22 protein-coding genes are annotated in these 21613 nt (G+C 66.8%); 8 read left to right on the forward strand and 14 right to left on the reverse strand.

The window, feature by feature from the left end; translation table 11 throughout:
- The 9 genes from VLA96_00685 to VLA96_00725 all read right to left on the reverse strand — a co-directional run.
- A partial coding sequence (locus tag VLA96_00685) for a hypothetical protein (protein HSE47703.1) occupies positions 1 to 436 on the reverse strand: 436 nt, incomplete at its 3' end.
- Positions 433 to 1668, reverse strand: coding sequence for a M20/M25/M40 family metallo-hydrolase (locus VLA96_00690; protein HSE47704.1), 1236 nt, complete (start codon positions 1666 to 1668; stop codon positions 433 to 435). The genes VLA96_00690 and VLA96_00685, both read right to left, overlap by 4 nt.
- 64 nt (positions 1669 to 1732) lie before the next feature.
- The gene (locus tag VLA96_00695; GenBank protein ID HSE47705.1) at positions 1733 to 3373 is read right to left on the reverse strand and encodes an NAD+ synthase; all 1641 of its coding nucleotides are present in this window, start codon (positions 3371 to 3373) and stop codon (positions 1733 to 1735) included.
- Between the two features lie 41 nt (positions 3374 to 3414).
- Positions 3415 to 4473, reverse strand: coding sequence for a hypothetical protein (locus VLA96_00700; protein ID HSE47706.1), 1059 nt, complete (start codon positions 4471 to 4473; stop codon positions 3415 to 3417).
- 81 nt (positions 4474 to 4554) lie between these two features.
- Complete coding sequence (locus VLA96_00705; protein ID HSE47707.1) at positions 4555 to 5511, reverse strand: CPBP family intramembrane glutamic endopeptidase; 957 nt, start codon at positions 5509 to 5511, stop codon at positions 4555 to 4557.
- A gap of 6 nt (positions 5512 to 5517) precedes the next feature.
- The gene (locus VLA96_00710; GenBank protein ID HSE47708.1) at positions 5518 to 6540 is read right to left on the reverse strand and encodes a hypothetical protein; all 1023 of its coding nucleotides are present in this window, start codon (positions 6538 to 6540) and stop codon (positions 5518 to 5520) included.
- Positions 6540 to 7922 carry an aminotransferase class V-fold PLP-dependent enzyme gene (locus VLA96_00715; GenBank protein ID HSE47709.1) on the reverse strand — a complete coding sequence of 461 codons (1383 nt, stop codon included), beginning with the start codon at positions 7920 to 7922 and terminating at the stop codon, positions 6540 to 6542. Before VLA96_00715 ends, VLA96_00710 begins: the two co-directional genes overlap by 1 nt.
- Positions 7923 to 7954: 32 nt before the next feature.
- On the reverse strand, positions 7955 to 8995 hold the full coding sequence (locus VLA96_00720) for a YncE family protein (protein ID HSE47710.1): 1041 nt from the start codon (positions 8993 to 8995) through the stop codon (positions 7955 to 7957).
- Between the two features lie 118 nt (positions 8996 to 9113).
- On the reverse strand, positions 9114 to 9716 hold the full coding sequence (locus tag VLA96_00725) for an NADH-quinone oxidoreductase subunit B family protein (GenBank protein ID HSE47711.1): 603 nt from the start codon (positions 9714 to 9716) through the stop codon (positions 9114 to 9116).
- 95 nt (positions 9717 to 9811) lie between these two features.
- Here VLA96_00725 and VLA96_00730 point away from each other — a divergent pair, with 95 nt between their 5' ends.
- Positions 9812 to 10375, forward strand: coding sequence for a DUF4256 domain-containing protein (locus tag VLA96_00730; GenBank protein HSE47712.1), 564 nt, complete (start codon positions 9812 to 9814; stop codon positions 10373 to 10375).
- Between the two features lie 35 nt (positions 10376 to 10410).
- Here VLA96_00730 and VLA96_00735 read toward each other — a convergent pair whose 3' ends face one another.
- The 3 genes from VLA96_00735 to VLA96_00745 are packed head-to-tail and all read right to left on the reverse strand — an operon-like array spanning position 10411 to position 14512.
- Positions 10411 to 11109, reverse strand: a complete 699-nt coding sequence (locus VLA96_00735; protein HSE47713.1) for a biosynthetic peptidoglycan transglycosylase — start codon at positions 11107 to 11109, stop codon at positions 10411 to 10413.
- A 3-nt stretch (positions 11110 to 11112) separates the two neighbouring features.
- Positions 11113 to 13476, reverse strand: a complete 2364-nt coding sequence (locus VLA96_00740) for a hypothetical protein (GenBank protein ID HSE47714.1) — start codon at positions 13474 to 13476, stop codon at positions 11113 to 11115.
- Between the two features lie 13 nt (positions 13477 to 13489).
- Positions 13490 to 14512, reverse strand: a complete 1023-nt coding sequence (locus VLA96_00745; GenBank protein ID HSE47715.1) for a zinc-binding dehydrogenase — start codon at positions 14510 to 14512, stop codon at positions 13490 to 13492.
- Between the two features lie 83 nt (positions 14513 to 14595).
- Here VLA96_00745 and VLA96_00750 point away from each other — a divergent pair, with 83 nt between their 5' ends.
- The 4 genes from VLA96_00750 to VLA96_00765 all read left to right on the forward strand — a co-directional run bounded on the left by VLA96_00750 (position 14596) and on the right by VLA96_00765 (position 17893).
- Complete coding sequence (locus tag VLA96_00750) at positions 14596 to 15420, forward strand: XdhC/CoxI family protein (GenBank protein ID HSE47716.1); 825 nt, start codon at positions 14596 to 14598, stop codon at positions 15418 to 15420.
- Positions 15420 to 16025, forward strand: coding sequence for a nucleotidyltransferase family protein (locus tag VLA96_00755; GenBank protein HSE47717.1), 606 nt, complete (start codon positions 15420 to 15422; stop codon positions 16023 to 16025). The genes VLA96_00750 and VLA96_00755 overlap by 1 nt, the downstream gene beginning before the upstream one ends.
- Positions 16022 to 16738, forward strand: a complete 717-nt coding sequence (locus tag VLA96_00760) for a haloacid dehalogenase-like hydrolase (protein ID HSE47718.1) — start codon at positions 16022 to 16024, stop codon at positions 16736 to 16738. Before VLA96_00755 ends, VLA96_00760 begins: the two co-directional genes overlap by 4 nt.
- A gap of 186 nt (positions 16739 to 16924) precedes the next feature.
- Positions 16925 to 17893, forward strand: coding sequence for an Ig-like domain-containing protein (locus VLA96_00765; protein ID HSE47719.1), 969 nt, complete (start codon positions 16925 to 16927; stop codon positions 17891 to 17893).
- Positions 17894 to 18002: 109 nt separating this feature from the next.
- On the opposite strand, the gene VLA96_00770 is transcribed toward VLA96_00765, so the two are convergent.
- Positions 18003 to 18371: an iron-sulfur cluster assembly scaffold protein gene (locus tag VLA96_00770; GenBank protein ID HSE47720.1), complete on the reverse strand. Its 369-nt coding sequence runs from the start codon at positions 18369 to 18371 to the stop codon at positions 18003 to 18005.
- A gap of 22 nt (positions 18372 to 18393) precedes the next feature.
- Between VLA96_00770 and VLA96_00775 the strand changes: the two genes are divergently transcribed.
- Genes VLA96_00775 through VLA96_00785 form a run of 3 tightly spaced genes read left to right on the forward strand, consistent with a single transcriptional unit; the run spans position 18394 to position 20108 of the window.
- Complete coding sequence (locus tag VLA96_00775) at positions 18394 to 19224, forward strand: ABC transporter substrate-binding protein (protein HSE47721.1); 831 nt, start codon at positions 18394 to 18396, stop codon at positions 19222 to 19224.
- Between the two features lie 6 nt (positions 19225 to 19230).
- The gene (locus VLA96_00780) at positions 19231 to 19719 is read left to right on the forward strand and encodes a GAF domain-containing protein (GenBank protein ID HSE47722.1); all 489 of its coding nucleotides are present in this window, start codon (positions 19231 to 19233) and stop codon (positions 19717 to 19719) included.
- Positions 19716 to 20108, forward strand: a complete 393-nt coding sequence (locus tag VLA96_00785) for a (deoxy)nucleoside triphosphate pyrophosphohydrolase (protein HSE47723.1) — start codon at positions 19716 to 19718, stop codon at positions 20106 to 20108. The genes VLA96_00780 and VLA96_00785 overlap by 4 nt, the downstream gene beginning before the upstream one ends.
- Here VLA96_00785 and VLA96_00790 read toward each other — a convergent pair.
- Complete coding sequence (locus tag VLA96_00790; protein HSE47724.1) at positions 20105 to 21355, reverse strand: Nramp family divalent metal transporter; 1251 nt, start codon at positions 21353 to 21355, stop codon at positions 20105 to 20107. The genes VLA96_00785 and VLA96_00790 overlap by 4 nt on opposite strands.
- Positions 21356 to 21613: the final 258 nt, after the last annotated feature.

The following is a 21613-nucleotide window of genomic DNA, read 5'->3' on the forward strand; positions in this document are numbered from 1 at the left end:
TCCCCGCGCCGCCGAGGTGCGTGTGGGCGTCGTTGAAGCCGGGCATGGCGAACTTGCCGCGCAAATTCACAACCTGAGTGTTCTTCCCCTTGACCTTCTTGATGCCATCGTCAAACCCAACGGCCATGACGTGTCCGTCCTTGACCGCTATGGCCTGCAGGATCGCCATGTTCGGTTTCCTGTCGTCAGCTACAGCCAGGCGAATGTGAGGTTCCACACACCAAATGCATTCGACGCCGTTGAATGTGACTTTTCTCTTGGTTTCACCGGACTGCGCTCTCATCAACTCGTCAACTGTCATGCCGATGTAGATCTGGCCATTGACGAAGATCACGTCCGCCGTCGGTTTCTCCTGCGCAGCGCACATCGCCACTAACAACCCAAGACAAAGAATTGTCCGCGTTAATCCGCGTTCATCCGCGGTAAGGGCTTTCACTCTGCTCCTCCAGCCAACGTCATCATCGTGAGGACGATCCGCTTGAAGCCCAGGTCGCGGTTCGTCGGGTCATACCACTCGTGCAGCGTGTGTGCGCCGCCGCCCTGGCCGCCGGCGCCGATGGTCAACGCCTCCAGTCCCATGGACATCGGGACGTTCGCATCGGTGGACGCCCGCTGCATCCGCGAGCTGTTCCCGAGCTGCGCGTCCACTGCCTTCACGACTTGTAGCATCCGCGAGTCCGGCTTCAGTTCCGCCGCCGGCCGGCTCCCGATGGGCTTGATGTCGAACTTCAGCGGCTGCTGTCCCGGCGCACCGGGCCGCGTCTCCTGCACGGCGTCGCTCACGGCCTGGCGCAGCGCGTTCTCCAGGCGGTCGATCTCCGCGGTCGCCGCCGACCGGATGTCCACGCGCATCGTCGCCGACTCGGGGATGGAGTTCACGCTCGTGCCGCCGGAGATCGCGCCGACGTTGAAGGTCGTCTTGGGATCGCTCGGTACCGGCACCCCCGCCAGCTTCGCGACCGCGCGCGAGAGCGCCACGATGGGATTGGGCACGCCGAAGTCGCTCCACGAGTGCCCGCCCGCGCCGCGTACCGTGACCTCGAAGCGCCGGCTGCCGAGCGCTTGCGCGATGATGGTATCGGTGGCCGCGCCGTCGAGCACCAGCGTGTACGCGATCTTCTCCTTCCACGGCCCGCTGAAGATGTGCCGCATCCCGCGCAGGTCGCCCTCGCCCTCTTCGCCCACGTTCCCGATGAACACGACCGGCATCTCGAGCTTCGCGCCCGTTTCTTTCAGCGCCTGCGCCACCGCCAGCAGCGCCGAGACGCCGGCGGCGTTATCGCTGATGCCCGGCCCGTAGAGCTTGGTGCCCTCGCGCCGGACCTCGAGCTTCGTCCCGGCGGCGAACACGGTGTCGATGTGCGCGCTGACCGCCAGGTACTTCGCGCCGCGGTCCGTGCCGGGGCGAAAGCCGAAGACGTTCCCCAGTTCGTCCACGTGAACGTCTTTCAGGCCGACGTGCTTGAACTGTTCGGCCAGCCACCTGGAGCGCTGCTGCTCGCCGAAGGGCGGCGCGGGGATGGCGGTGAGCTCGAGCTGCCGGTCGGCGATCTCGCGCTGGTGGGCGCGCAGCCACTCGACCATCGCGTGGAAGTCGCGCGCGCCCGCCACGCGCGCCACTTCCTGCGGCGGCGTGAGCTGTTGCGCGGCTGCGTCGGGACGCGGCATCAGGCTGACTACTATAAATAGGTAGGCGAGGATTTTCCCGGCGGCGTTCGTCATCGCGTCCGGGTCAGACTTCCGTCTTCTGCGCGATCGGGAAGCGGCGGCCCATCCCGAACGCCTTTTCCGTGATCTTCAAGCCCGGCGCGGCCTGCTGGCGCTTGTACTCCGACCGCTCGATCATCCTGATCACGCCGCGCACCAGCGCGACCTCGAACCCGCGGCCCTGCGCGATCTCCTCGGCCGTCTTGTAGTCCTCCACGTAGTCCTCGAGGATGGCGTCGAGCACCTCGTAGGGCGGCAGCGTGTCGGTGTCGAGCTGGTTCGGCCGCAGCTCCGCCGACGGCGGCTTCTCGATGGTCGACCGCGGGATGCGCTCGCGCTCGCGGTTCACCCAGCGCGACAGCCGGTACACGAGCGTCTTCGGGACGTCGGAGATCACCGCCAGCCCGCCGACCATGTCGCCGTAGAGCGTGCAGTAGCCGACGCCGAGCTCTGACTTGTTCCCCGTGGAAAGCACCAGCGCGCCGCGCTTGTTGGAGAGCGCCATCAGCACCGCGCCGCGGATGCGCGACTGAATGTTCTCCTCCGTCACGTCCTCCTTGCAGCCCGCGAACGCCGGCTTGAGCGCCTTCAGGTAGTCCTCGTAGATCTCCTGCACCGGGATCAGCTCGAAACTCATGCCCAGGTTCTTGGCCAACGCCTTCGAGTCGTCGATGCTTCCCGGCGAAGAGAACTTCGTCGGCATGCCGACGCCCATGACGTTCTCGCCGCCGAGGGCGTCCACCGCGATGGCGGCCGTCAGCGCCGAATCGATGCCGCCGCTCAGCCCCACCAGCACCTTCTGGAAGCCGCACTTCCGCACGTAGTCGCGCGTGCCCAGCACCAGCGCCGCATAGGAACTCGCTTCGGGACCCTGCACCTGCACGTGCACTTCGCCCTGAAGGGTGGCCGAATCGAAATACACCAGGTCCTCTTCGAATGATTTCGCCTCTGCCACCACGCGGCCGTCGGGCGCGATCACCACCGACGATCCGTCGAACACCAAGCTGTCGTTTCCGCCGACCGAGTTCACCAGCACGACGGGCAGCTTGTACTCGGTCGCGATGGCGGCGAGCATCTTGCGCCGCGTCGTCCGCTTGCCGAAGTGCCACGGCGAGGCGGAGATGTTGAGCACGAAGTTGCCGCCGGCCTTGACCAGCTGCTCCACCGGGTCCACGCGGTACAACCGGTGGTGCCAGAAGTGCTTGTCGTTCCACGCGTCTTCGCAGATGGTGAGGGCCATCTGGTTGCCGCAGAACGGAAGCAGCTCCTGCTTCTCGGCCGGCGCGAAGTGCCGCGACTCGTCGAACACGTCGTAGGTGGGCAGCAGCATCTTGGATTGCACGAAGTCGATCTTGCCGTCGCGCAGCAGCACCGCCGAGTTCATGACCGACTTGCCGGTCTCCTGCCGAGCCGGCGTGACCGCGCCCACGATGACGGCGATCCCGCGCGTCGCCGCGGCGATCTGCTCCATGCTTTCCTGGTTCTTCTTGAGAAAGGCGGGCTTTTCCAGCAGGTCGCGCGGCGGATAGCCGCAGACGGACAGCTCGGGAAAGAGGATGAGCCCGGCGCCCGCCTGCGTGGCGCGGCGCGCGCAGTCGATGATCTTCTGCGCGTTCCCGGAGAAATCACCGACCGTGGTGTCGATCTGCCCGAGCGCGATCTTCACAGCACCAGTGTACGGCGGCGGCTTGCGAACAGGCTAGCGGACTACCGCGGGATGGGCGGCGGCTGCGGCGCGTTCGGCCCGGGATCGCCGGGTGTCGGCAGCGGCGTGTTGTTCGGGTCGGTCGGCGTCACGCCTACCGGCGATGGCGGACGGATGGTGTCCTGGTTCTGCGCCGGGTCTTCCCCCGGACGCCGCAGGGACGGACGGGTGGGCGCGGCCGGCGCCGGGGCCAGCGGGCCCTGCGCCACCGCGGTCGGATCCGCCGGCATCTCGCGTTCGGTGCGGACGATCTTGGTCCCATCGCCCTTCATCACCTTGATCTGCGTGCACTCGTCGCCCACGAAGCGCACGAAGTAGACGTCGGCCGGAGGCATGCCGTAGAGCCACTCCTCGTACTCGATGTCGCCGTCGCGCTCGCGGATCTTCTGGGTGGGGCGGCCCTTGGTCTCGATGACCATCTCCTTCTTCATCCCCACCAGCGGCTCGTGGTTCTTGATGGCTTCGCGAACTTTGGGCGGCAGGCTGTCCATGTAGACGTCGGTCGCCGACTTCCCCGCCCCGAACGTGAGCACCGGCGCGAGCAGCTGCTTCACTTCGTCCACGGTCAGATCCGGAACGTACTTGTCGAACACGACCGTGACCATGGAGCCCTTGGCGTCGGTGTTGGCTTGCGGCGCGATCGCCGTCTCGCCGCCGCTCGACGCGATCCGGATGCGCTGGTACCACTTCTGCTTCTTCTTCGGGCCGCCGTTGATCTCGAAGATGATCTTGTTGTCCTTGAAGTCGATGTTCGTGATCTGCGCCTTCTCGCCGGTGCGCGCGGTCGCGCCGTTGTTGGCAACCAGCCCGACCAGCGTGGCGTCGCTCGGGCTCACTTCTCCGTTGCGGATGGTCAGGCCTTTGTCGCCCATTGGGAACGGCTTGCGGGCGAAAACGAACTCGGCATTCAGCGTGCGCACCAGCGTCATGCGCGTCTCGATCGAGATCGGCTGTTTGGAGGACGCGGGCGATCGGCTGGGCTTAGCGGGTGTCTGGTCGGCGAGCAGAGGAATGGCGAGCAGTGCGCAAAGCGCGAGGAAAAGGCGCGGGGCGGGTCTCATGGCCGGGGATTCCTGTGACGCCCATCATTCGCCTTTGACCACCCTTTTGCAAGCCCAGACCGGCGAACAGCAGGCGCTCTCCTAGAATTGGATGCCGCCATCTGGCCCGGCGTGCGTGCCACGCGCAGGATTTCGCGCCAGCCCGCCATATCCCGGGATGACCTCCAGCCCCGCGGCCGGCCGCCGGTACAGCCGGACGATGGGCACGATCCCGAGCAGGATCACCACCGTCGCCACCGCGCTGCCTTCGATGCCGTAGCCACCACCGGTCAACCAGACCGGTCCCTGGGCGCGCCCCTGCACCAGCACCGCGAACTCCGTGATCCCGCTGACCGGCAGCCCGAAAACGACTCCCAGCATGAAGTTCCACCCGAAGTGGATCCCGAACGGCAGCCAGAGCGCGCCTGTCCGCAGATAGGCCAGCGCCAAGAGCGCGCCGATCACCACCGTGTTCGCCGTCGACGCCACCGTGCGACTCGGGTTGTTCCAGTGCACCAGCCCGAACAGCACCGACAGCACGAATATCCCGAGCCACGGCCCCCAGCGCGGCCCGCCTGCCTCCACCAGCCGCTGGAAGGGATACCCGCGGAAGGCGACCTCTTCCTTCATCGCCGCCACCGCGATCAGGAGTGCGAGCAGCCCGACCGCGACGAATCCACGCACCGAAGGCCGCATCGTGAACTGCACGTCGCCGCCGACGCGGATGGCCAGCACGCAGGCCGTCACCATACCCGCGCCCAGCAACGTCCCATCTACTACCTGGCGGAACCACGCACCGTGGGTCGGGAAGCCCTGCGCGGCGAGTTTCCCCTCATCCACTTTGTCAGCCACGGTGAGCAGGAGACCGAAGCCCGCGATCATCAGAGCCAGCGACATCGGCTGCTGCAGGAAGACGTAGACCGCCGGCGCGTCGCGCCCGGCGATGAACCCGGCCGTCGCGCCGCTCAGCAGCTCGGCGCCGACCACCGCCAGCACACCCATGAGGAAGCGCCACGTGGCGCGCACCCGACCGTCTCGCGCGATGAATATCTTCTTCATTGAGATTCAGCCACGCGCTCCGACCACCGTCACGCCGTCGCGCGCCACGCGGAACGGCAGGATGCGCGCGCCCGCGCGCTGCACGGCTTCGGCCACTCGGTGACGCTTCTCCGGCGGCGCCAGAAAGACCACGCATCCGCCACCGCCGGCGCCGCACACCTTGGCTGCGCTTGCGCCGCTCGCCAACGCCGCCGCGATCAACTTGTCGATCAGCGGCGTCGAGATGCGCGGAGCGTTGGTCTTGCGCAGCTTCCACTCCGCGCGCAGTAACGCGCCCACCTCCCGCCACGCGCCACGCGCCAGCGCCTGGTGCATGCCGCGCGCGATCTCGGCGATCTGGTCGAAGTTCTTGAGCACGCGCCGGTCGCCGTTGATGTGCGCCTGGAAGACCTCCCAGTTGTTGATCCCGCTCTGCCGCGGCGCGCCGGTGTATGCCAGCACGAAGCGCGCCTCGATCTCCTCCGCCGGCACCGGGATGGCCTCGCGGTGCGCGCCGTCCGGCTCCAGGTGGATGGCGTTCACGCCGCCGTAGAGCGCCGGGTAGTAATCCTGGCAGCCGGTCGGGACCTTGATGAGCTGTGCCTCCACGTTTTGGGCGGTCACCCGGATCTGCTCGCGGTCGAGATGTCGTCCCGTCCACGCCGCCAGCGCCGCCGTCGTGGCCACCATCAGCGCCGACGACCCCGAGATGCCCGCGCCGGCCGGGGACTCCGAGTTGGTCTCGATCTCCATGCCGCCCTGCGGCGCGAAGAACCGAACCAGGTACGCCGCCAGCGGATGCTTGTATTTCTTCGCGCGACAGAGCGCCGCAAGGTCCGCGAAGACTTCTTCCCGCTTGGTGTCGATCGATCTGAGATGGATGCGCTTTCCCGGGAGCGGCGCGATCCGGCAGCGCGTCAGGATGTTCACCCCGAAGTTCACCGTGATCGCGCCGGGATGAAACAGGTACAGCGGCCAGATGTCCAGAGTGCCGCCTGCCAGGTCGACCCGGCAGCACGCGTGCGCGACGATCGTTCCCTTGTCGGCCATCAGGCTTGCCTGGCTGCCGCCAGAGCCTCTTCCACCACCGCGTCCACGTCCGCGTCGTTGGTGCGATGGTTCACGATGCACGCCCGCAGCGCAAACCGCCCGCGGATGGTCGCATTCGAAAGGTACACCCGGCCGCGCTCGATGATCCTCTTCAACACGCGCGCGTTGCCGGCGTCGTCGAGCGCGCGCACGCGGAAGCACACGGCGCTCAGCGGCACAGGCGCCAGCAGCTCGAGCTGCGGCTCTTTCCGAATCCTCTCCGCCAGCCGCTGCGCCAGTCCCAAGTCCTCGCGGATCGACTCCCGGAACGCCGCCAGCCCGTGGTAGCGCAGCGAGAGCCACAGCTTGAGCGCGCGGAAGCGCCGCGATAGCTCCACCGACTCCTCGAAGAACACGAAGCCTTCGAGCGGGTCGGCCGTCAGCGACTTGGCGTAATCGCCGGTGTGCGAGAAGGCGCGCTGGGCCGCCGCCGCGTCGCGGAACAGCAGGCAGCCGCAGTCCACCGGCTGGTAGAGCCACTTGTGCGCGTCGAGCGAAAGCGAGTCGGCTTCATGCAATCCGGAAAACTTCTCCGGCGCCGCCATCGCGGCCAGCGCGCCGTACGCGCCGTCCACGTGCATCCATAACCCGTGCTCGCGCGCGGTGGCGGAGATCTCGCGCAGCGGATCGATGGCGCCGGTGTTGACCGTGCCCGCAGTCGCCACGACGGCCATCGGCTGCTTCCCCGCACTCCAGTCCGCCGCGACGGCCGCGCGCAGCGCTCCCGGCTTCATCTGAAAGTTCTCATCCACCTCGACCAGCCGCAGGTTCGCGTGCCCGAGCCCCAGCAGCGCGAGCGCCTTCGGGATCGACATGTGCACTTCCTGCGAGGCGTACACCACGCCCGGCCGCGCGCCTTGCGCGTTTGCCGGCAACTTCGCCTCGCGCGCCATCGCCAGCCCCATCAGGTTCGCCGCGGAGCCTCCGCCGCACAGTGAGCCCGTGAACCCCTTGCATCCGACCGCCTCGGCCAGCCCGCGCACCACGGCGCGCTCGATCGTCACCGCCGCCGGCCCCGACCGCCATGCTGTCACGTTCTGGTTCAGCACGCTGGCGAAGAAATCGCCCAGCGCCGCCACCGGCTCGCCCGACCCCAGCACGTACCCGAAGAACCGCCCGTTCTCCGGACGCGCCTGCTCCGCCACCTTGGGCAGCGCGTCGAGTGCCTCCGCTCCCATGCCCTGCTCCGGCAGCGCCTGCCCGAACAGCTCTTCGGTCATCCTTCCTGAAGTCTTGGGAAACGCCGGCATCCGGTCGATGCCGGCGAGATACTCGGCCGCCATCTCGCTCGCGCGCGCGGCGAGCGCGCGGAATTCGGCGTCGGAAATGGAAAGGCGGCTCATGTGAGCCGCCATTGTATCGAACCCTCTTTTGACTATCTCTTATCTGCGACCGTGGCGCCCGGCTGCACCGCCGCGCCCTGCGTGGACGGAGCCGCCTTCGCGTTCGCCGGCGCAGTCGCATTGCTCTCCACGCGCTTCAGGATGACGAGCTTCGAACGTCCCTCGCGCCCGCCGGGCATGTACACCATCTTCTTCTGCGGATCGAAGGCCAGCGTGTGTCCGCGCACCTGCGTCTTCAGCTCGTGCTCGCTGATGAAGCGGTTGTTGTCGGTGGCGATCATGTTGACCGACCCGCCGCTGTCGGCCGCGTAGAGCGTCCGGTTGCTCTCGTCGAACCACAACGTGTCCGTGCCGCCGGCCGCCGGGATGCGAGCGATCTCCTCCCCGTTATCGGCGTTGAGGACCAGCACGGCGAAGCGCACGGCCACGAACAGCCGCCGCTGCTGAACGTCGATCGCCAAGCCCGTCGGCTGCGATGCCCGCAGCTTGAAGCGCTTCGTCACCTGGTTGTCCGGCCCGATGGCCGCCACCGTCGCCTGGTCCTGCACGCTCACGAAGACCGATCTGCTGCCCGGGTCCCACGCCAGCTCCTCCGGGATCCCGCCCACGTCGATCTTCGTGCCCGCACCGCCCTGGGCAGGGTCGACCACCGAAACCGAGTTCGCCCGCCAGTTGCTCACGTACAGCTTCCCGCCGGGCACGAGCAGCAGCGCGTTGGGCGAAGTGTCGAGCGCCACCTTGTTCTCCAGCTTCCAGGTCTTCACGTCGATGACGGCAAGCGCGTTCGAACCGGCGCTCGCCACGTAGACCTTGCCGGCCTGCGCGTCGACCGCCAGGCCGCGCGGCTCGGCGATGTCGGTGACCTGCGCGATGATGCGCCGCTTGGCGGGGTCGAAGATATCGACCTTGTCGGCCCCGCGGTGTGCGATGACCAGCTTGCCGTCGGCCCACGCCAGCGTATCGAACCCGGGGCGCCCGGGGATATCGATGATCGCCACCTGGCGCAGCTGCGCCGCCGAGGCGACCACCAGCACGGACGTGAGGAAGAAGGCCAACCGCCGTAGATTTCGCATGATAGGTAGACGAAGGGGCCGCGTACGGCTAGATGGGATGCCGCCAGCAGCTGTTCTGCTGCCTCAAGCCCTAAGGTGCCCGCCGGCCGCTGTGGACCGTGGACTGTGTACTGTGGACTTACTCCAGGTTCAGCGCTTTCTTGAAGCTGCCGCGCTCGTGCGCGATCTTCTCCTGCAGCAGCGTGATGGCATAGATGAGCTGCTCGGGACGCGGGGGGCACCCGGGCACGTACACGTCGATGGGGATGACCTGGTTCACGCCCTGCACCAGGGCGTAGTTCTGGAAGACGCCGCCCGAGGTGGCGCACGCGCCCATCGAGATCACCCACTTGGGCTCGGGCATCTGCTCGTAGAGCTGCTTGATGACCGGCGCCATCTTCTGCGAGACGCGCCCCGCAATGATCATCAGGTCGGCCTGCCGCGGCGACGGCCGGAAGACCTCGGCGCCGAAGCGCGCGATGTCGAAGCGCGACGCGCCCATGGCCATCATCTCGATGGCGCAGCACGCCAGGCCGAAGGTCATCGGCCAGAGCGAGTTCTTCCGCACCCAGTTGACGGCCTTGTCCAGCGTCGTCAGCACGATGGATTCGCTGTCCATGTCGCCGCCGAAGGTCGCGCGCACCAGTTGCCGCTTGTCCACGGGATTCCCCACCGTGTTCAGGAAAGCGGTGTTCCCGCTCTGCTGCGCCATCTCGCCCGGCGGTACCGTGCTCTTGGCCATGTGCTTATTCTAGATGCTGACCCTGGAAAGTTGTAGCGCCCCGGCCTCGAGGGCGTCGCGCGGCAGGGCTACCGGGAACGATAGAATCGAGACCGATGAAAAGCACCCATCCGCTCTCCGCCAAGCAGCGCGACAACCTCCTCCAGGCCCTGAAGGCGCGCTTCGAGAAGAACATGGGCCGTCACAAAGACCTTGGCTGGTCCAAGGTCCAGGCCCGGCTGGAGAAGAATCCTGAAAAGCTATCGTCGCTCGCCGAGATGGAGCGCACCGGCGGCGAGCCCGACGTCGTGGGCCTGGACAACGAGACCGGCGAATACGTCTTCTTCGACTGCTCCGCGGAGAGTCCCAAGGACCGCCGCAGCCTCTGCTACGACCGCGCGGCGCTCGAGGCAAGGAAAGAGCACAAGCCGAAGAACAATGCCCTCGATCTCGCCGCCGCCATGGGCGTCGAGCTGCTGAGCGAAGGACAGTACCGGGACCTGCAGCGGCTCGGGAAGTTCGACACCAAGACGTCGAGCTGGATCAAGACACCCGCCAGCATCCGAAAGCTCGGCGGCGCGCTCTTCTGCGACCGCCGCTACGACACCGTCTTCGTCTACCACAACGGCGCCGACTCGTATTATGCCGCTCGCGGCTTCCGCGCTGCGCTCAAGGTGTAGCGGCGGTAGCTCTCCGGCCCCCGATGCGCCGCGCTCTACGTGCAGGGCAGTTCAACCTTTTCGGACGCCTGGCGTTCCGCGGCGTCGAGCACGCCATCCTGTTCGAGGAAGCGCAGGATCATGTCGCGATGGCTCCGCGTCGCGCCCGCTTTCGGGCCGCACGGCGCGTACGCGCGCGGGTTTTGCAGCAGCGCCGCCAGCAGCGCGGCCTCGGCCCAGTCAACGTCGGCGGCGCGCTTGTGGAAGTAGTGTTCCGCCGCTGCCCCCGCGCCGTAGATTCCCTCGCCCCACTCGGCCGTGTTCAGGTAGACCTCCAGGATCTCATCCTTGGAGAGGACCTTCTCGAGCCGGTGCGCAAGGATGGCGTCATCGAACTTGCGCCGCAGAGTCTTCTCCCGCGCCAGGAACAGGTTCTTGGCCACCTGCTGCGTGATGGTACTGCCGCCGCGGGCGAAGCTCCCTTCCCGCATGTCTGCCTTGGCCGCTTGCCATGTGGCTCGGTAGCTGAAGCCGCTATGGTCATAGAAGGTGGGGTCCTCCCATGCGATGACCGCTTCCTTCAGTCGCGGCGAGATCGCGCTCAGGGGCAGCCATCCCTTGCGAGCCTGCTCCGGATAGCGTGTCGTGACCGAGACGCGCAACTCCTCCGCGGAAGGCAGCCGCAGCAGCTCATACGTCACCCCTGCCACGACGACCAGGGCCGCCACCAGCGCCACTCGGACCGCTCGCTTCATCGCTCACTTGTTCCCGTATGGCGAGCGTTCCGGCGGCTTCTTGTGCCACTCCGCGCGGAAGCGCGCGTATCCCTTGCGGCCCCTCATGAAATACTCGATCGTTCCCGGCCCGAACTTCAAGATCAAGTCCGGCCCCACGGAGAAGGCCGGCGTCGGCATCTCAGCGGTCACCACGCGCGCCGCCACGATCGCCATGTAGTCCTGCCCGCGAATGTTCCCCACGCGGTCCGGGCAGTCCTTCGGCTGGATCAGGAACGTCGAGCTCCCGGTCTTGTCGGTGTTGGTCTGCAGGTTCCCGGCAGTGCCGGTCAGGAACGACATCATCTCGTGGTGCATCTCGAGGTGCGGCGTCAGCGCGGGCTCGAAATCCCAATACAGCCGCACTCCCGCCAGCGGACCCTTCACCGGCATCTTCTTTCCCGCCATCCAGCCGCACTCCAGCACCTTGTCCGACACGACCTCGGCGTCGAAGGTCACGGTGGTAGTGATGCCGGCCACGAAGTTTCCCCCGTGCAGCAGGTGGATGACGTACGGCTCCGGCTGGACGTGGATGTCGATGCCATACAGCGTGAGCATGTCGCCGACGAACCCGACCACGCCGGTCACCTTGCCGATTGTCTCGGCGATGTGCTGGATGGCGCTCGGGATCGCGCCCGCCAGGCCGACCAGCACGTCGGACCCCTTGCCGAAGTTATCCTGCGCGTCGCCGCTGATGAACTGGCAGGGGCCGCCCTCCTGGGCGTACGCGTTGGGCACGAGCGTCAGGTTCCAACTCCGGGCCGTCGTCCGCGGACGCATGAAGAACTCCATCATGATCAGCAGGGATTGCACCGGGCTAACTTGCTGCTCGCCGCTGCTCATCTCGTCGAGCGAATACGGGACGGGTTGCCGCCGCGCCAGGCCGTCGAGCAGCAACACGATGTAGCTCCCCGGCGCGTTCGGCTCGGCCTTGGCTTCGCGGTAGCGCTGTGCCATCGCAGCGGCGAGCACGGCCTCCAACACTCCCGGACGTTCGCTCCCAGGCACCAGCTCCATCTCTACGATCCGGGAGAAGTCGGTGAAGGAAAGGAAGCTGGGATGGAGCTGCCCGCGCGCCAGCGTCCGCAACTGGAAGTCGTACAGGAAGAAATCTTTCTCGCTCCGCTCGCCGCCGCCCTGCACGCGCTGGCCGGCCGGCGTGTACACCCCTAGGCCGATCTTGCGAAAGGCGTCGAGCAGCGCGCGCTCGGCGTCTGTCGGCGTCTTGGCGTCCGCCAGCTGGTTTGCGATGACGTACGCCGCATTCCCTTTCAGTGCATGGTCGAGATACGGGTTGATGGGCGCCGGCTCCCGCTCGCCCGCCATCATCTCGGCGCGGTTCTGCCACCACCGCCAGCCCGCGTAGCCTCCCGCCGGGATCGCCACCACCAGCAGCAGGATGACCAGGCTCGCCGCCACGAATTTCAGGAAGGTGTTGGGCGGCAGCTTGCGGGTGGTCTGTTCGGAAGCGTCGATGGCCGACTGCGTCGCCGCCCGCGCCTGTTCTTCCGCGCGCACGGCCTCGACCGGCGCGGCGATGTGCGGGTCGCTCGTCTTCGCGGCGTAGAGAGCGCGCCCCAGTTCACCCGCGCGCGCGGAACGCTGGCTTCCGGTCGCGCGCGTGTTCGCCGCGATGACCTCCAGCTCCTTGCCCACCCGCCGCAGCTCGCCCGCGATGGCGTCCAGCGACTTCTTGCGCTCCGCTTCGATGCCGGCGAGCTCGTTCGCCAGTTGCTGCGATTGCGCCGACCAGCGGTTCACCTCGTCGGTCAGCGGCGCAACCGCCGACGTCGCCTTGGTCACCGCTTCGGTCGCCGCCGGTTGCGCACCGGCCAGGTCCTTTAGCTTTGTTTCCAGGACCGCCATCTGAGCCTGGCGGTCCGGAGCGCTACCCGCGGCCAGCGCGGAGAGCTGCTGGCGCGCACGCTCCAGGTCGCTGCCCAGCGCGCGCACCCGCGATTCCGCCGCCGACACCTCGCTCTGCTGCTGCGCCTGCTTCGAGCGGGCGGCGGCTAGCTCTTTGTCCACCGGCTGCTTCTTCGCTTCTACCTCGGCGCGGCGTTGGTCGAAGCGCGCGTTCTCCTGCGTCCGCTTCTGCTCCCAGGCGGCGCGCTCCGCCTCGGACTTGCGCTGCTCCGCGGCCAGCTCGCCGGCTCGACTGTCGAGCTGCCCTATCTCGTCCCGCAGCGCCGCCTGGCTGGAGAGGTCCACGCCGCCCGCAATCGCCTGCTCGCCCAGCCTGGTGAACAGGTCGGCCAGCGTTCGGTCATGCAGCGCAAGCCGCTGCCGGAGCTTGCGCCGCTCGAACTTCCGCTTCAGTTCTCCCCAACCATCTGCGAACAGTCCCATGGCGGAACCTCCATCAAGGATTGAGGATCACCTTCCCGAACTGCTCCCGCTTTTCCAGGCGCTCATGCGCGGCGCGCGCTTCGCGCAGCGGGTACGTCTTGTCCACCACCGGCTTCAGGGCGCCCTGGAAGACGAACTTCAGCACCTCGAGCAGCTCGCCCATCGTCCCCATGTACGACCCCAGCAGGTTGAACTGCTTGGAATAGAGGAAGCGGAGCTCGAGTCCGACGTCCGGCCCGGTGGTCGCGCCGCACGTCACCAGCGTCCCGCCGGGCTTCAGCGACTTGAGGCTCTCCTCCCACGTCGCCTTGCCGACGTGCTCGAACACCACGTCCACGCCCGCCTTCGCGGTGATCTTCTTCACCTCGTCCGAGATCTTCTCTTTGTAATGGTGGATGGTGTAGTCGGCGCCGAGGTCGCGACCCTGCTCCATCTTCGACTCATCGCCCGCCGTCGTGATGACCTTGCAGTGGAACAGCTTGCCGATCTGGATGGCGGCCGAGCCGATCCCGGAGCCCGCGCCCAGCACCAGGATGTACTGCCCCGGCTGGATCTTCGCCCGGCCGACCAGCATGTGCCAAGCCGTCAGGAACACCAGCGGCACGCTGGCGGCTTCGTCGTACGTCAGCTCTTTCGGGATGGGAATCACGCTCACGCGCGGCGCTGCGATGTACTCGCAGTTGCCGCCGTCGTTCAGGTAACCCAGCACCGAGAACTGCCGGCAGAAGTTCTGCTGGCCGGAGAGACACGCCTGGCAGTTCCCGCAGAAGGTCATCGGCGCCAGCAGCACGCGCTCGCCCGCTTTCAGGTCGGTGAGGTATTCGCCCACCTCGGCCACGTCCCCGGCCACGTCCGACCCGTTGATGTGCGGCAGCTTCGGGCCCGGCAGCCCTTTCCGGATCCACAGGTCGAGGTGGTTCAGCGCGCACGCCTTCACCCTGATCAGGACCTGGTCTTTGCGGATCTTCGGCTCCGGCACGTCCTCGTACTTCAGGACGTCCGGCCCGCCGAACTCATGGAAGCGCACCGCCTTCATCGCCACCCTCCCGGGAAACTCCCGAGACTACCACGGCCGCCCAGCGCTGCGGGCTCTGCGGCGTCGGCGGTAGAATGGGGCTCGTGGACGTCTACGAAGAGATCGTTCGTCTGCGCCGGGAGGGCCGGCGGGGCGCGCTCGCGACTATCGTCAACGTGCGCGGCTCCATCCCGTCGTTCGAGACGGCCAAGATGCTGGTGCGCGACGACGGCTCCATCGTCGGCACTATCGGCGGCGGCTGCGTGGAGGCCGAGGTCTGGCAGGCGGCCAAGGAAGTGATGGCCTCCGAGAAGCCGCGCAGCCTCAAGTTCGACCTCAACAACGATCCCAAGTACGACACCGGCCTGGTGTGCGGCGGGACGCTCGAGGTCTTCGTCGAGCCGGTCGCGCCCGCGCCGCACTTGTATCTGTTCGGCGCCGGCCACGTCGCGCACTCCCTATATAAGGTGGCGCGCCTCGCCGGCTTCGACGTCACCGTGGCCGACGACCGCGAGTCCTATGCCAGCCGCGAGCGCTTCCCGGAAGCCCGCGACGTCTACGCCGACGACTTCGACCACGTCACCGCGCAGCTCGCCCCCGGCGAAAACTCCTACATCGTCATCGTCACCCGCGGCCATCGCGACGACATGCGCATCCTGCGCTGGGCGGTCCAGCAGAACGCCCGCTACCTGGGCATGATCGGCTCCCGGCGCAAGGTCATCGCCATCTACAAGGAACTGGAAAAGGAAGGGATCGAGCGCGAGAAGCTCCACCGTGTCGCCGCGCCGGTCGGACTCGCCATCGGCGCCATCACGCCCGAGGAGATCGCCGTCGCCATCGTCGCCGAGATGATCGCGGTCCGCCGCCACGCCGAGCCCTCCGCCCCGCGCATGAAGTACTACGAAGACGAAGCGGCGGAGAGGGTCTGATGGCCCGCTCGCCCAGCTTCGCAGGCGTCATCCTCGCGGCGGGAGGATCCTCGCGCATGGGTACCGATAAGGCCCTGCTCTCCTGGCAGGGCGGCAGCTTCCTCTCCGGCGCCATCGAGATGCTGAAACCGCACGTCGAGCTGATCATCGTGGTGGCGGGCAAGAACGCGAACGCGCTCGCGCCCATCGTGAACACCTACGCCGCCAGGCTCACCGAGAACCATCACCCGGAGCACGGACAATTCAGCTCGCTGCAGGTCGGGCTGCAAGCGGTCCTCAATCAGGGGCGCGACACCGCCATCGTGGCGCTGGTCGACCGCCCGCCGGCGAACACCCGCACTGTCGCGCACCTCAAGCAGGAGTTCCTGCGCGTGATTTCCGACGACCAATGGGCCGTCGTCCCCGAGCACGATGGGCGCCACGGCCACCCCATCATCGTCGGGCGCGAGCTCATCGAGCACTTCCTGCGCGCGCCCGCGCAGTCGACCGCTCGCGACGTGGAGCACACCCACCAGCAGCGCATCGTCTACGTTCACGTCGCCGACGCCCACGTCATCCAGAACGTCGATACGCCCGAGGAGTACCAGAACCTCTCCGGCCGATGATCCCTCCGCCATCCCAGCAGTTTGTCGATTCCGTCCTGGCGCTGCGCCCGCGCGTCGCGGCCTTCGACTGCGACAGCACCCTGTGGGACGCCGACAGCGGCATGGAGTTCTTCTACTGGATCATCGAGCGAGGCCTGGTCGACCAGCAGACCGCGGACTGGGCGCTGCCGCGCTACGACGATTACAAGGCCGGCAAGGTCGACGAGAAGACGATGTGCGGCGAGATGGTGCAGATCTGCCGCGGCCTGCGCGTGGTGGACGTCCGCGAAGCCGCGCAGACTTACTTCCGTCAAAAGGTCGAGCCCGTCATCTTCCCCGAGATGCTCGCGCTCACACGCGCGCTCCGCGACCAGGGCTGCGAGCTCTGGGCCGTCTCGTCCTCCAACCAGTGGCTCATCGAGACCGAGGCCGCGCCCTTCGGTTTCTCCGCCGGCCACGTCTTCGCCGCCACCGTCGCCGAAGAGGACGGCGTCGCCACCGATCGGCTTCTCCGCGTCCCCACCGGCCCCGACAAAGCCACCGTGCTGCGCGAACACCTGCGCGGGCCCATCGACGCCGCCTTTGGCAACTCCGTGCACGACGTCGCGATGCTCGAGCTCGCCGCGCGTGCCTTCGCCATCAACCCCAATCCCGACCTTGAGACCATCGCCCGCGAACGACGCTGGCCCGTCTTCCATCCTGCCTCGCTGCCGAGCACCTTAACCCGTTCGTAGCATCCCGCGTCTGCGGAATTCCACAGTCTTAACCCGCCGCAAAAGTGGCTAAGTAAAGAACCTCAAACCCCCTACAGCTTTCTACTGATTGGACTTGCCTCGCTACGGACGTACTTTCCTCGGTAACAAAACAGCATAGCCACTCGTCCTGTGGAGGCAAGGATGTTTCAGGTTCCCCGGAAAGTCATGCTCGTCCTCTGCGCGCTGCTGCTTGGCGGCGTTGCCTCAGCGGTCCCGACTGTCACGATCAGCTCCCCGACCGCCGGAACCACCATCGGATCTCCCATCCAAGTCACCGCGAGCGCGAGTTCCTCGCTCACCGTCACGCTCATGCAGATCTATGTTGACGGCGCCAAGAAGTACGAGGTCAAAGGCAAGAGCCTGAGCACGACGCTTAGCCTGGCGACCGGGGGGCACAAGCTCACCGTCCAGGCCTACGATTCCAGCGGCATCGGCAAGGCGACTCTGAACTTTAGTATTGGAACCGCGCTCGCCAACCCGAGCACGAGCACTCTCGCCACTTTCAGTAACGTTGAAGAGATGACCGGCTGGTCGAGCTGCGACTCCTGCGCCGGGCCCGGGGGCACCGGACCGTCCGCTCCCCACACCATGACTCAGAACGTCGCCAGCCCTTCCATGGACGGCAGATCCGCCCAGTTCTGGCTGGGCGGCGACACCAAGTACTCCGCCGCCCTGTGGTGGAAACAGCTTGGTCCGCGCGACTCCGCCACCAAGTTCACCTACGACCTTTACTTCTACCTCAAGAACCCCAGCGCCTCGCAGGCACTCGAGTTCGACGTGAACCAGACGCTCAACGGCAGCATGTACATCTTCGGCACGGAATGCAATCTCAAGGGGACGAAGACCTGGCGCGTCTTTGACAACTACGACAAGTGGATCAACACCGGCATCCCCTGCACCGTTCCGACCGCCTACGCGTGGCACCACCTGGTGTGGGAGTTCCAGCGGACGTCCGACGGCCGCATGCACTTCCTCTCCGTCACGCTCGACGGCAAGAAGTCTTACGTCGACCAGAAACACCGTCCGCGCCCAAAATCGGTGCGGGAGCTCAACGTCGCCTTCCAGCTCGACGGCAACAGCACCATGACGGATTACTCCGCGTGGCTGGATAAAGTAACATTGAAGATCTGGTAAGAAGACTCTCTCCCTTCGAACCAGAAACGAAAGGCCCGGTCGCCACGGCGACCGGGCCTTTCAGCGTCTTAGCGAAGAGCTAGCGCGCTCGCCCTCGAGCGCGCGGATCTCACTTCACCTGCTTCAGCACGTCCTGCAACGCATCCCACGCCAGGTGGCTGGCATGCTCGCTCGCCGGCGGCAGTCCGCCCACCGCCGCCACGATCTCCTCGCGCTTCACGGCGCGCGCCTCCGCCAGCGTTCGCCCGCTGACCAGCTCCGTCATCGCCGAACCGCACCCGATCGCCGCCACGCATCCCTTCACACGAAACTTCACGTCGACGAGCCGCCCACCTTCCACCCGCGCCGCCAAGGTCATCACGTCGCCGCAGGCCGGGTTTTCCACCCGCGCCGCTGCGGTCGGCTCGGCGACCTCGCCCACGTTCCGCGGACGCTCAAAGTGCTCGATCAGCTTGGCTGAGTACATCGTCGCTTGCACCAGGCTTGTTATCCTAACCTCTATGCCGGCGGACTACAGCCCGCGCCGCGTCGTCTCGCTCCAGCCCAGCGCGACGGTCACGCTCGCCGATCTCGGCCTGCTCGACCGCCTCGTGGCCTGCACCAAGTACTGCGCCGACGTTGTGCCCGAAGTCCGCAGTGGCCGCGCCGTGGTCGCCGACTCCTGGACCGCAAGCTCCGCCGAGATCCTCGCTGCCCGGCCCGACCTCGTCCTCGCTTCTGTTCCATACCAGGCCGAAGCCGTCGCCGAGATCCTGAAGTCCGGCGCGCGCTTCCTCGGCTTCGCTCCACGCACGCTCAGCGACATCTACGGCGATATCGCCGCGCTCGCCGGCATCATGCACGCCGCAGAACGCGGCGCCGCAGTCATCGCCCGCATGCAGGCCGACATCACCGCCGTCGGCGTCCGCACCGCCGGTCTGCCGCGCCCGCGCGTGTATTGCGAGGAGTGGGGCAAGCCGCTCATCCACTCGCAGCCCTGGGTCGCGGAACTGGTCGAAGCGGCCGGCGGCGAGTTCCTCGGCCTCGCCGGCTCCCATACCGACGCCCTCGGCGTCGCCGCCTTGCAGCCCGCGGTCATCATCGCGGCCTGGTGCGGCGCCGGCGACCGCGTCCCACTGGACAAGATCATCCGCGAACGCGGCTGGCAGGACCTCCTCGCTGCCCGCGAGCACCGCGTCTACTGCATCTCTGACGAGCTGCTGAACACGCCTGCCTCCACCCTGGTCGCCGGCCTGCACGCGCTCGCCGCCGCCATCCACCCCGGACTCTTCCCGATGCCCGCGTGCGGCCTGCGCCGCATCCAGTCCGCCGCCGAGGCTGTGGTTAAATGACCGATGATGCCTGCCGCGATTAAAGATCTCGTTCGCGAACTCGACCAGCTCGCGGCTGCCGCCGCTTCCGCCGAAGACCTGATGACGCTGATCGTCGGCCGCCTCCAGGAACGCCTGCCGCACTATGACTGGGTCGGCTTCTACCTGGTCGAGACCGGCAAGCTGCCGGGCCAGGAAGACATGCTGGTCCTCGGCCCCTACGTCGGCGCTCCCACGCCCCACACCCGCATCCCGCTGAACCAGGGGATCTGCGGCGCCGCAGTCTCCACCGGCTCGACCATCGTGGTCGACGACGTCCACTCGGACCCGCGCTACCTCGCTTGTTCTCTCGAGACCAAGTCGGAGATCGTGGTTCCCATCCGGGTGCGCGGCAAGATCGTCGGCGAGCTCGATATCGACAGCCACACGCCCGCCGCCTTCCGCGAGGAGGACCGCAAGCTCTGCGAACACTGCGCTGCCCTCGTCGGCCGCTACCTCGAGCAGACCACCGCATGAAGCAAGTGGCCGCCGCGCTCATCCTGCAGCAGGGCAAGCTGCTGATCTGCCAGCGCACCCGGCACCAGCCCATGCCGCTCAAGTGGGAGTTCCCGGGCGGCAAGATCGAGCAGGGCGAGCAGCCCATCGACGCGCTGCGCCGCGAGCTCGACGAGGAGCTCGGCATCGACGCCACCGTCGGCGACGAGCTGGTCCGCATCAAGCACACCTACCGCAATGGCGGCGCCGTCGAGTTGCGCTTCTTCTTGGTGACGGATTTCGTCGGCGAGGTGGAGAACCGCATCTTCAAGGACGTACGCTGGGTCGTACCCGCGGAGCTCCCCGGCTATGACTTCCTCGAGGCCGACGTGTCGCTCGTCAACGACCTCGCCGCCGGTAAGCTGCTTTAAGCCTCGAAACCCATGAACAGCAGCACGCCCGACAGCACGATCATGATCACGATCGTCGCCAGCGCGATCACGTTGTAGAAGCGCGAATTCACGTGCTTCCCCATCAGGTATTCCTTGTTCACCAGCCGCAGCATGAAGATCAGCACGAACGGCAGCAGGATCCCGTTCAGCACCTGCGAGAGCACCGTGATCTTCAGCAGCGGGAAGTCGGGGATGAGGATCACGCCGGCGCCCGCCACGATCAGGAAGGTGTACAGCCAGTAGAAGGCGGGCGCCTCGCGGAACTTCTTGTCGATGCCCGACTCCAGCCCCAGGCCCTCGCACACCGTGTACGCCGTGGAGAGCGGCAGGATCGAGGCCGCGAACAGCGACGCGTTGAACAGACCGGCCGCGAACAGCAGGTACGCCCAGTCACCCGCCAGGGGCCGCAGGGCCTGCGCCGCGTCCGCCGCCGCCGCGATATGGAACTGCCCGTGCGTGAATAGCGTCGCCGCACACGCCACCATGATGAACCACGCCACGATGGGCGCAAAGATCGAGCCCACCAGCACGTCCGCCCACACCGCGCGATACTGCCGCACCGTCGTCCCCTTCTCGACCACCGACGCCTGCAGGTAGAACTGCATCCAGGGCGCGATGGTCGCGCCCACGATGCCGACGATGAAGTACACGTACTCGGAATTTTTCAGCGCCGTGGTCGGCGGCCGCACCGTCGCCTTCGCCGCCTCGATCCAGTTCGGCCCCGCGAGCACGCCCGCCACGATGTACGCGATGTAGAACAGCGACGCGACCAGGAAGACTTTTTCCACGGTCTTGTAGTCGCCCTTGACGACGATCAGCCACACCACCGCGGCGGCGATGGGCACGCTCCAGTACTTGGAGACATGGAACAGTTCCATGCTGCTCGCCACGCCCGCAAACTCCGCCACCACGTTGGCGAAGTTCGTGACCACCAGCGCCGCCATCATGAAGAAGGTGATGCGGAAGCCGAACTCTTCGCGGATCAGGTCGGAGAGGCCCTTGCCTGTGACCGCGCCCATGCGCGCCGACATCTCCTGGATCACGACCAGCGCCACCGTCATGGGGATGACGGTCCACAGCAGGCTGTAGCCGAAGCGCGCGCCGGCGAACGAGTAGGTGTAGATCCCGCCCGCGTCGTTATCGACGTTGGCGGTGATGAACCCGGGACCGACCACGGCCAGCAGGAAGAACAGCCGCGTGCGCCACAGCTTGAACGTTCTCCGCATCGGCCTCGTCCATGGTCAGGATCTCCGCTTCGCCAGAATAAACGAGACCCTCCCATCCCGGACCGAGAAACTGCTGGAACGTGTTCCGTGGAGGAGCGTGCGTGCGCGCGAACCAGCATCGCGCCGCCACTCGCTGCTGGAGCCGGGAAACTGTTGTCTAGGCAGATTCCCCTGTTTCTTCGGTTATTGTCCGTGTTTCTTGGGTGTTTTATCGTCTCACCAGATGGAGCTCACCAGCACCCTCAAGGTTGGCGATGC

It is taken from the genome of Terriglobales bacterium (assembly GCA_035457425.1).
Classification (GTDB): Bacteria; Acidobacteriota; Terriglobia; order Terriglobales; family Acidobacteriaceae; genus JACPNR01.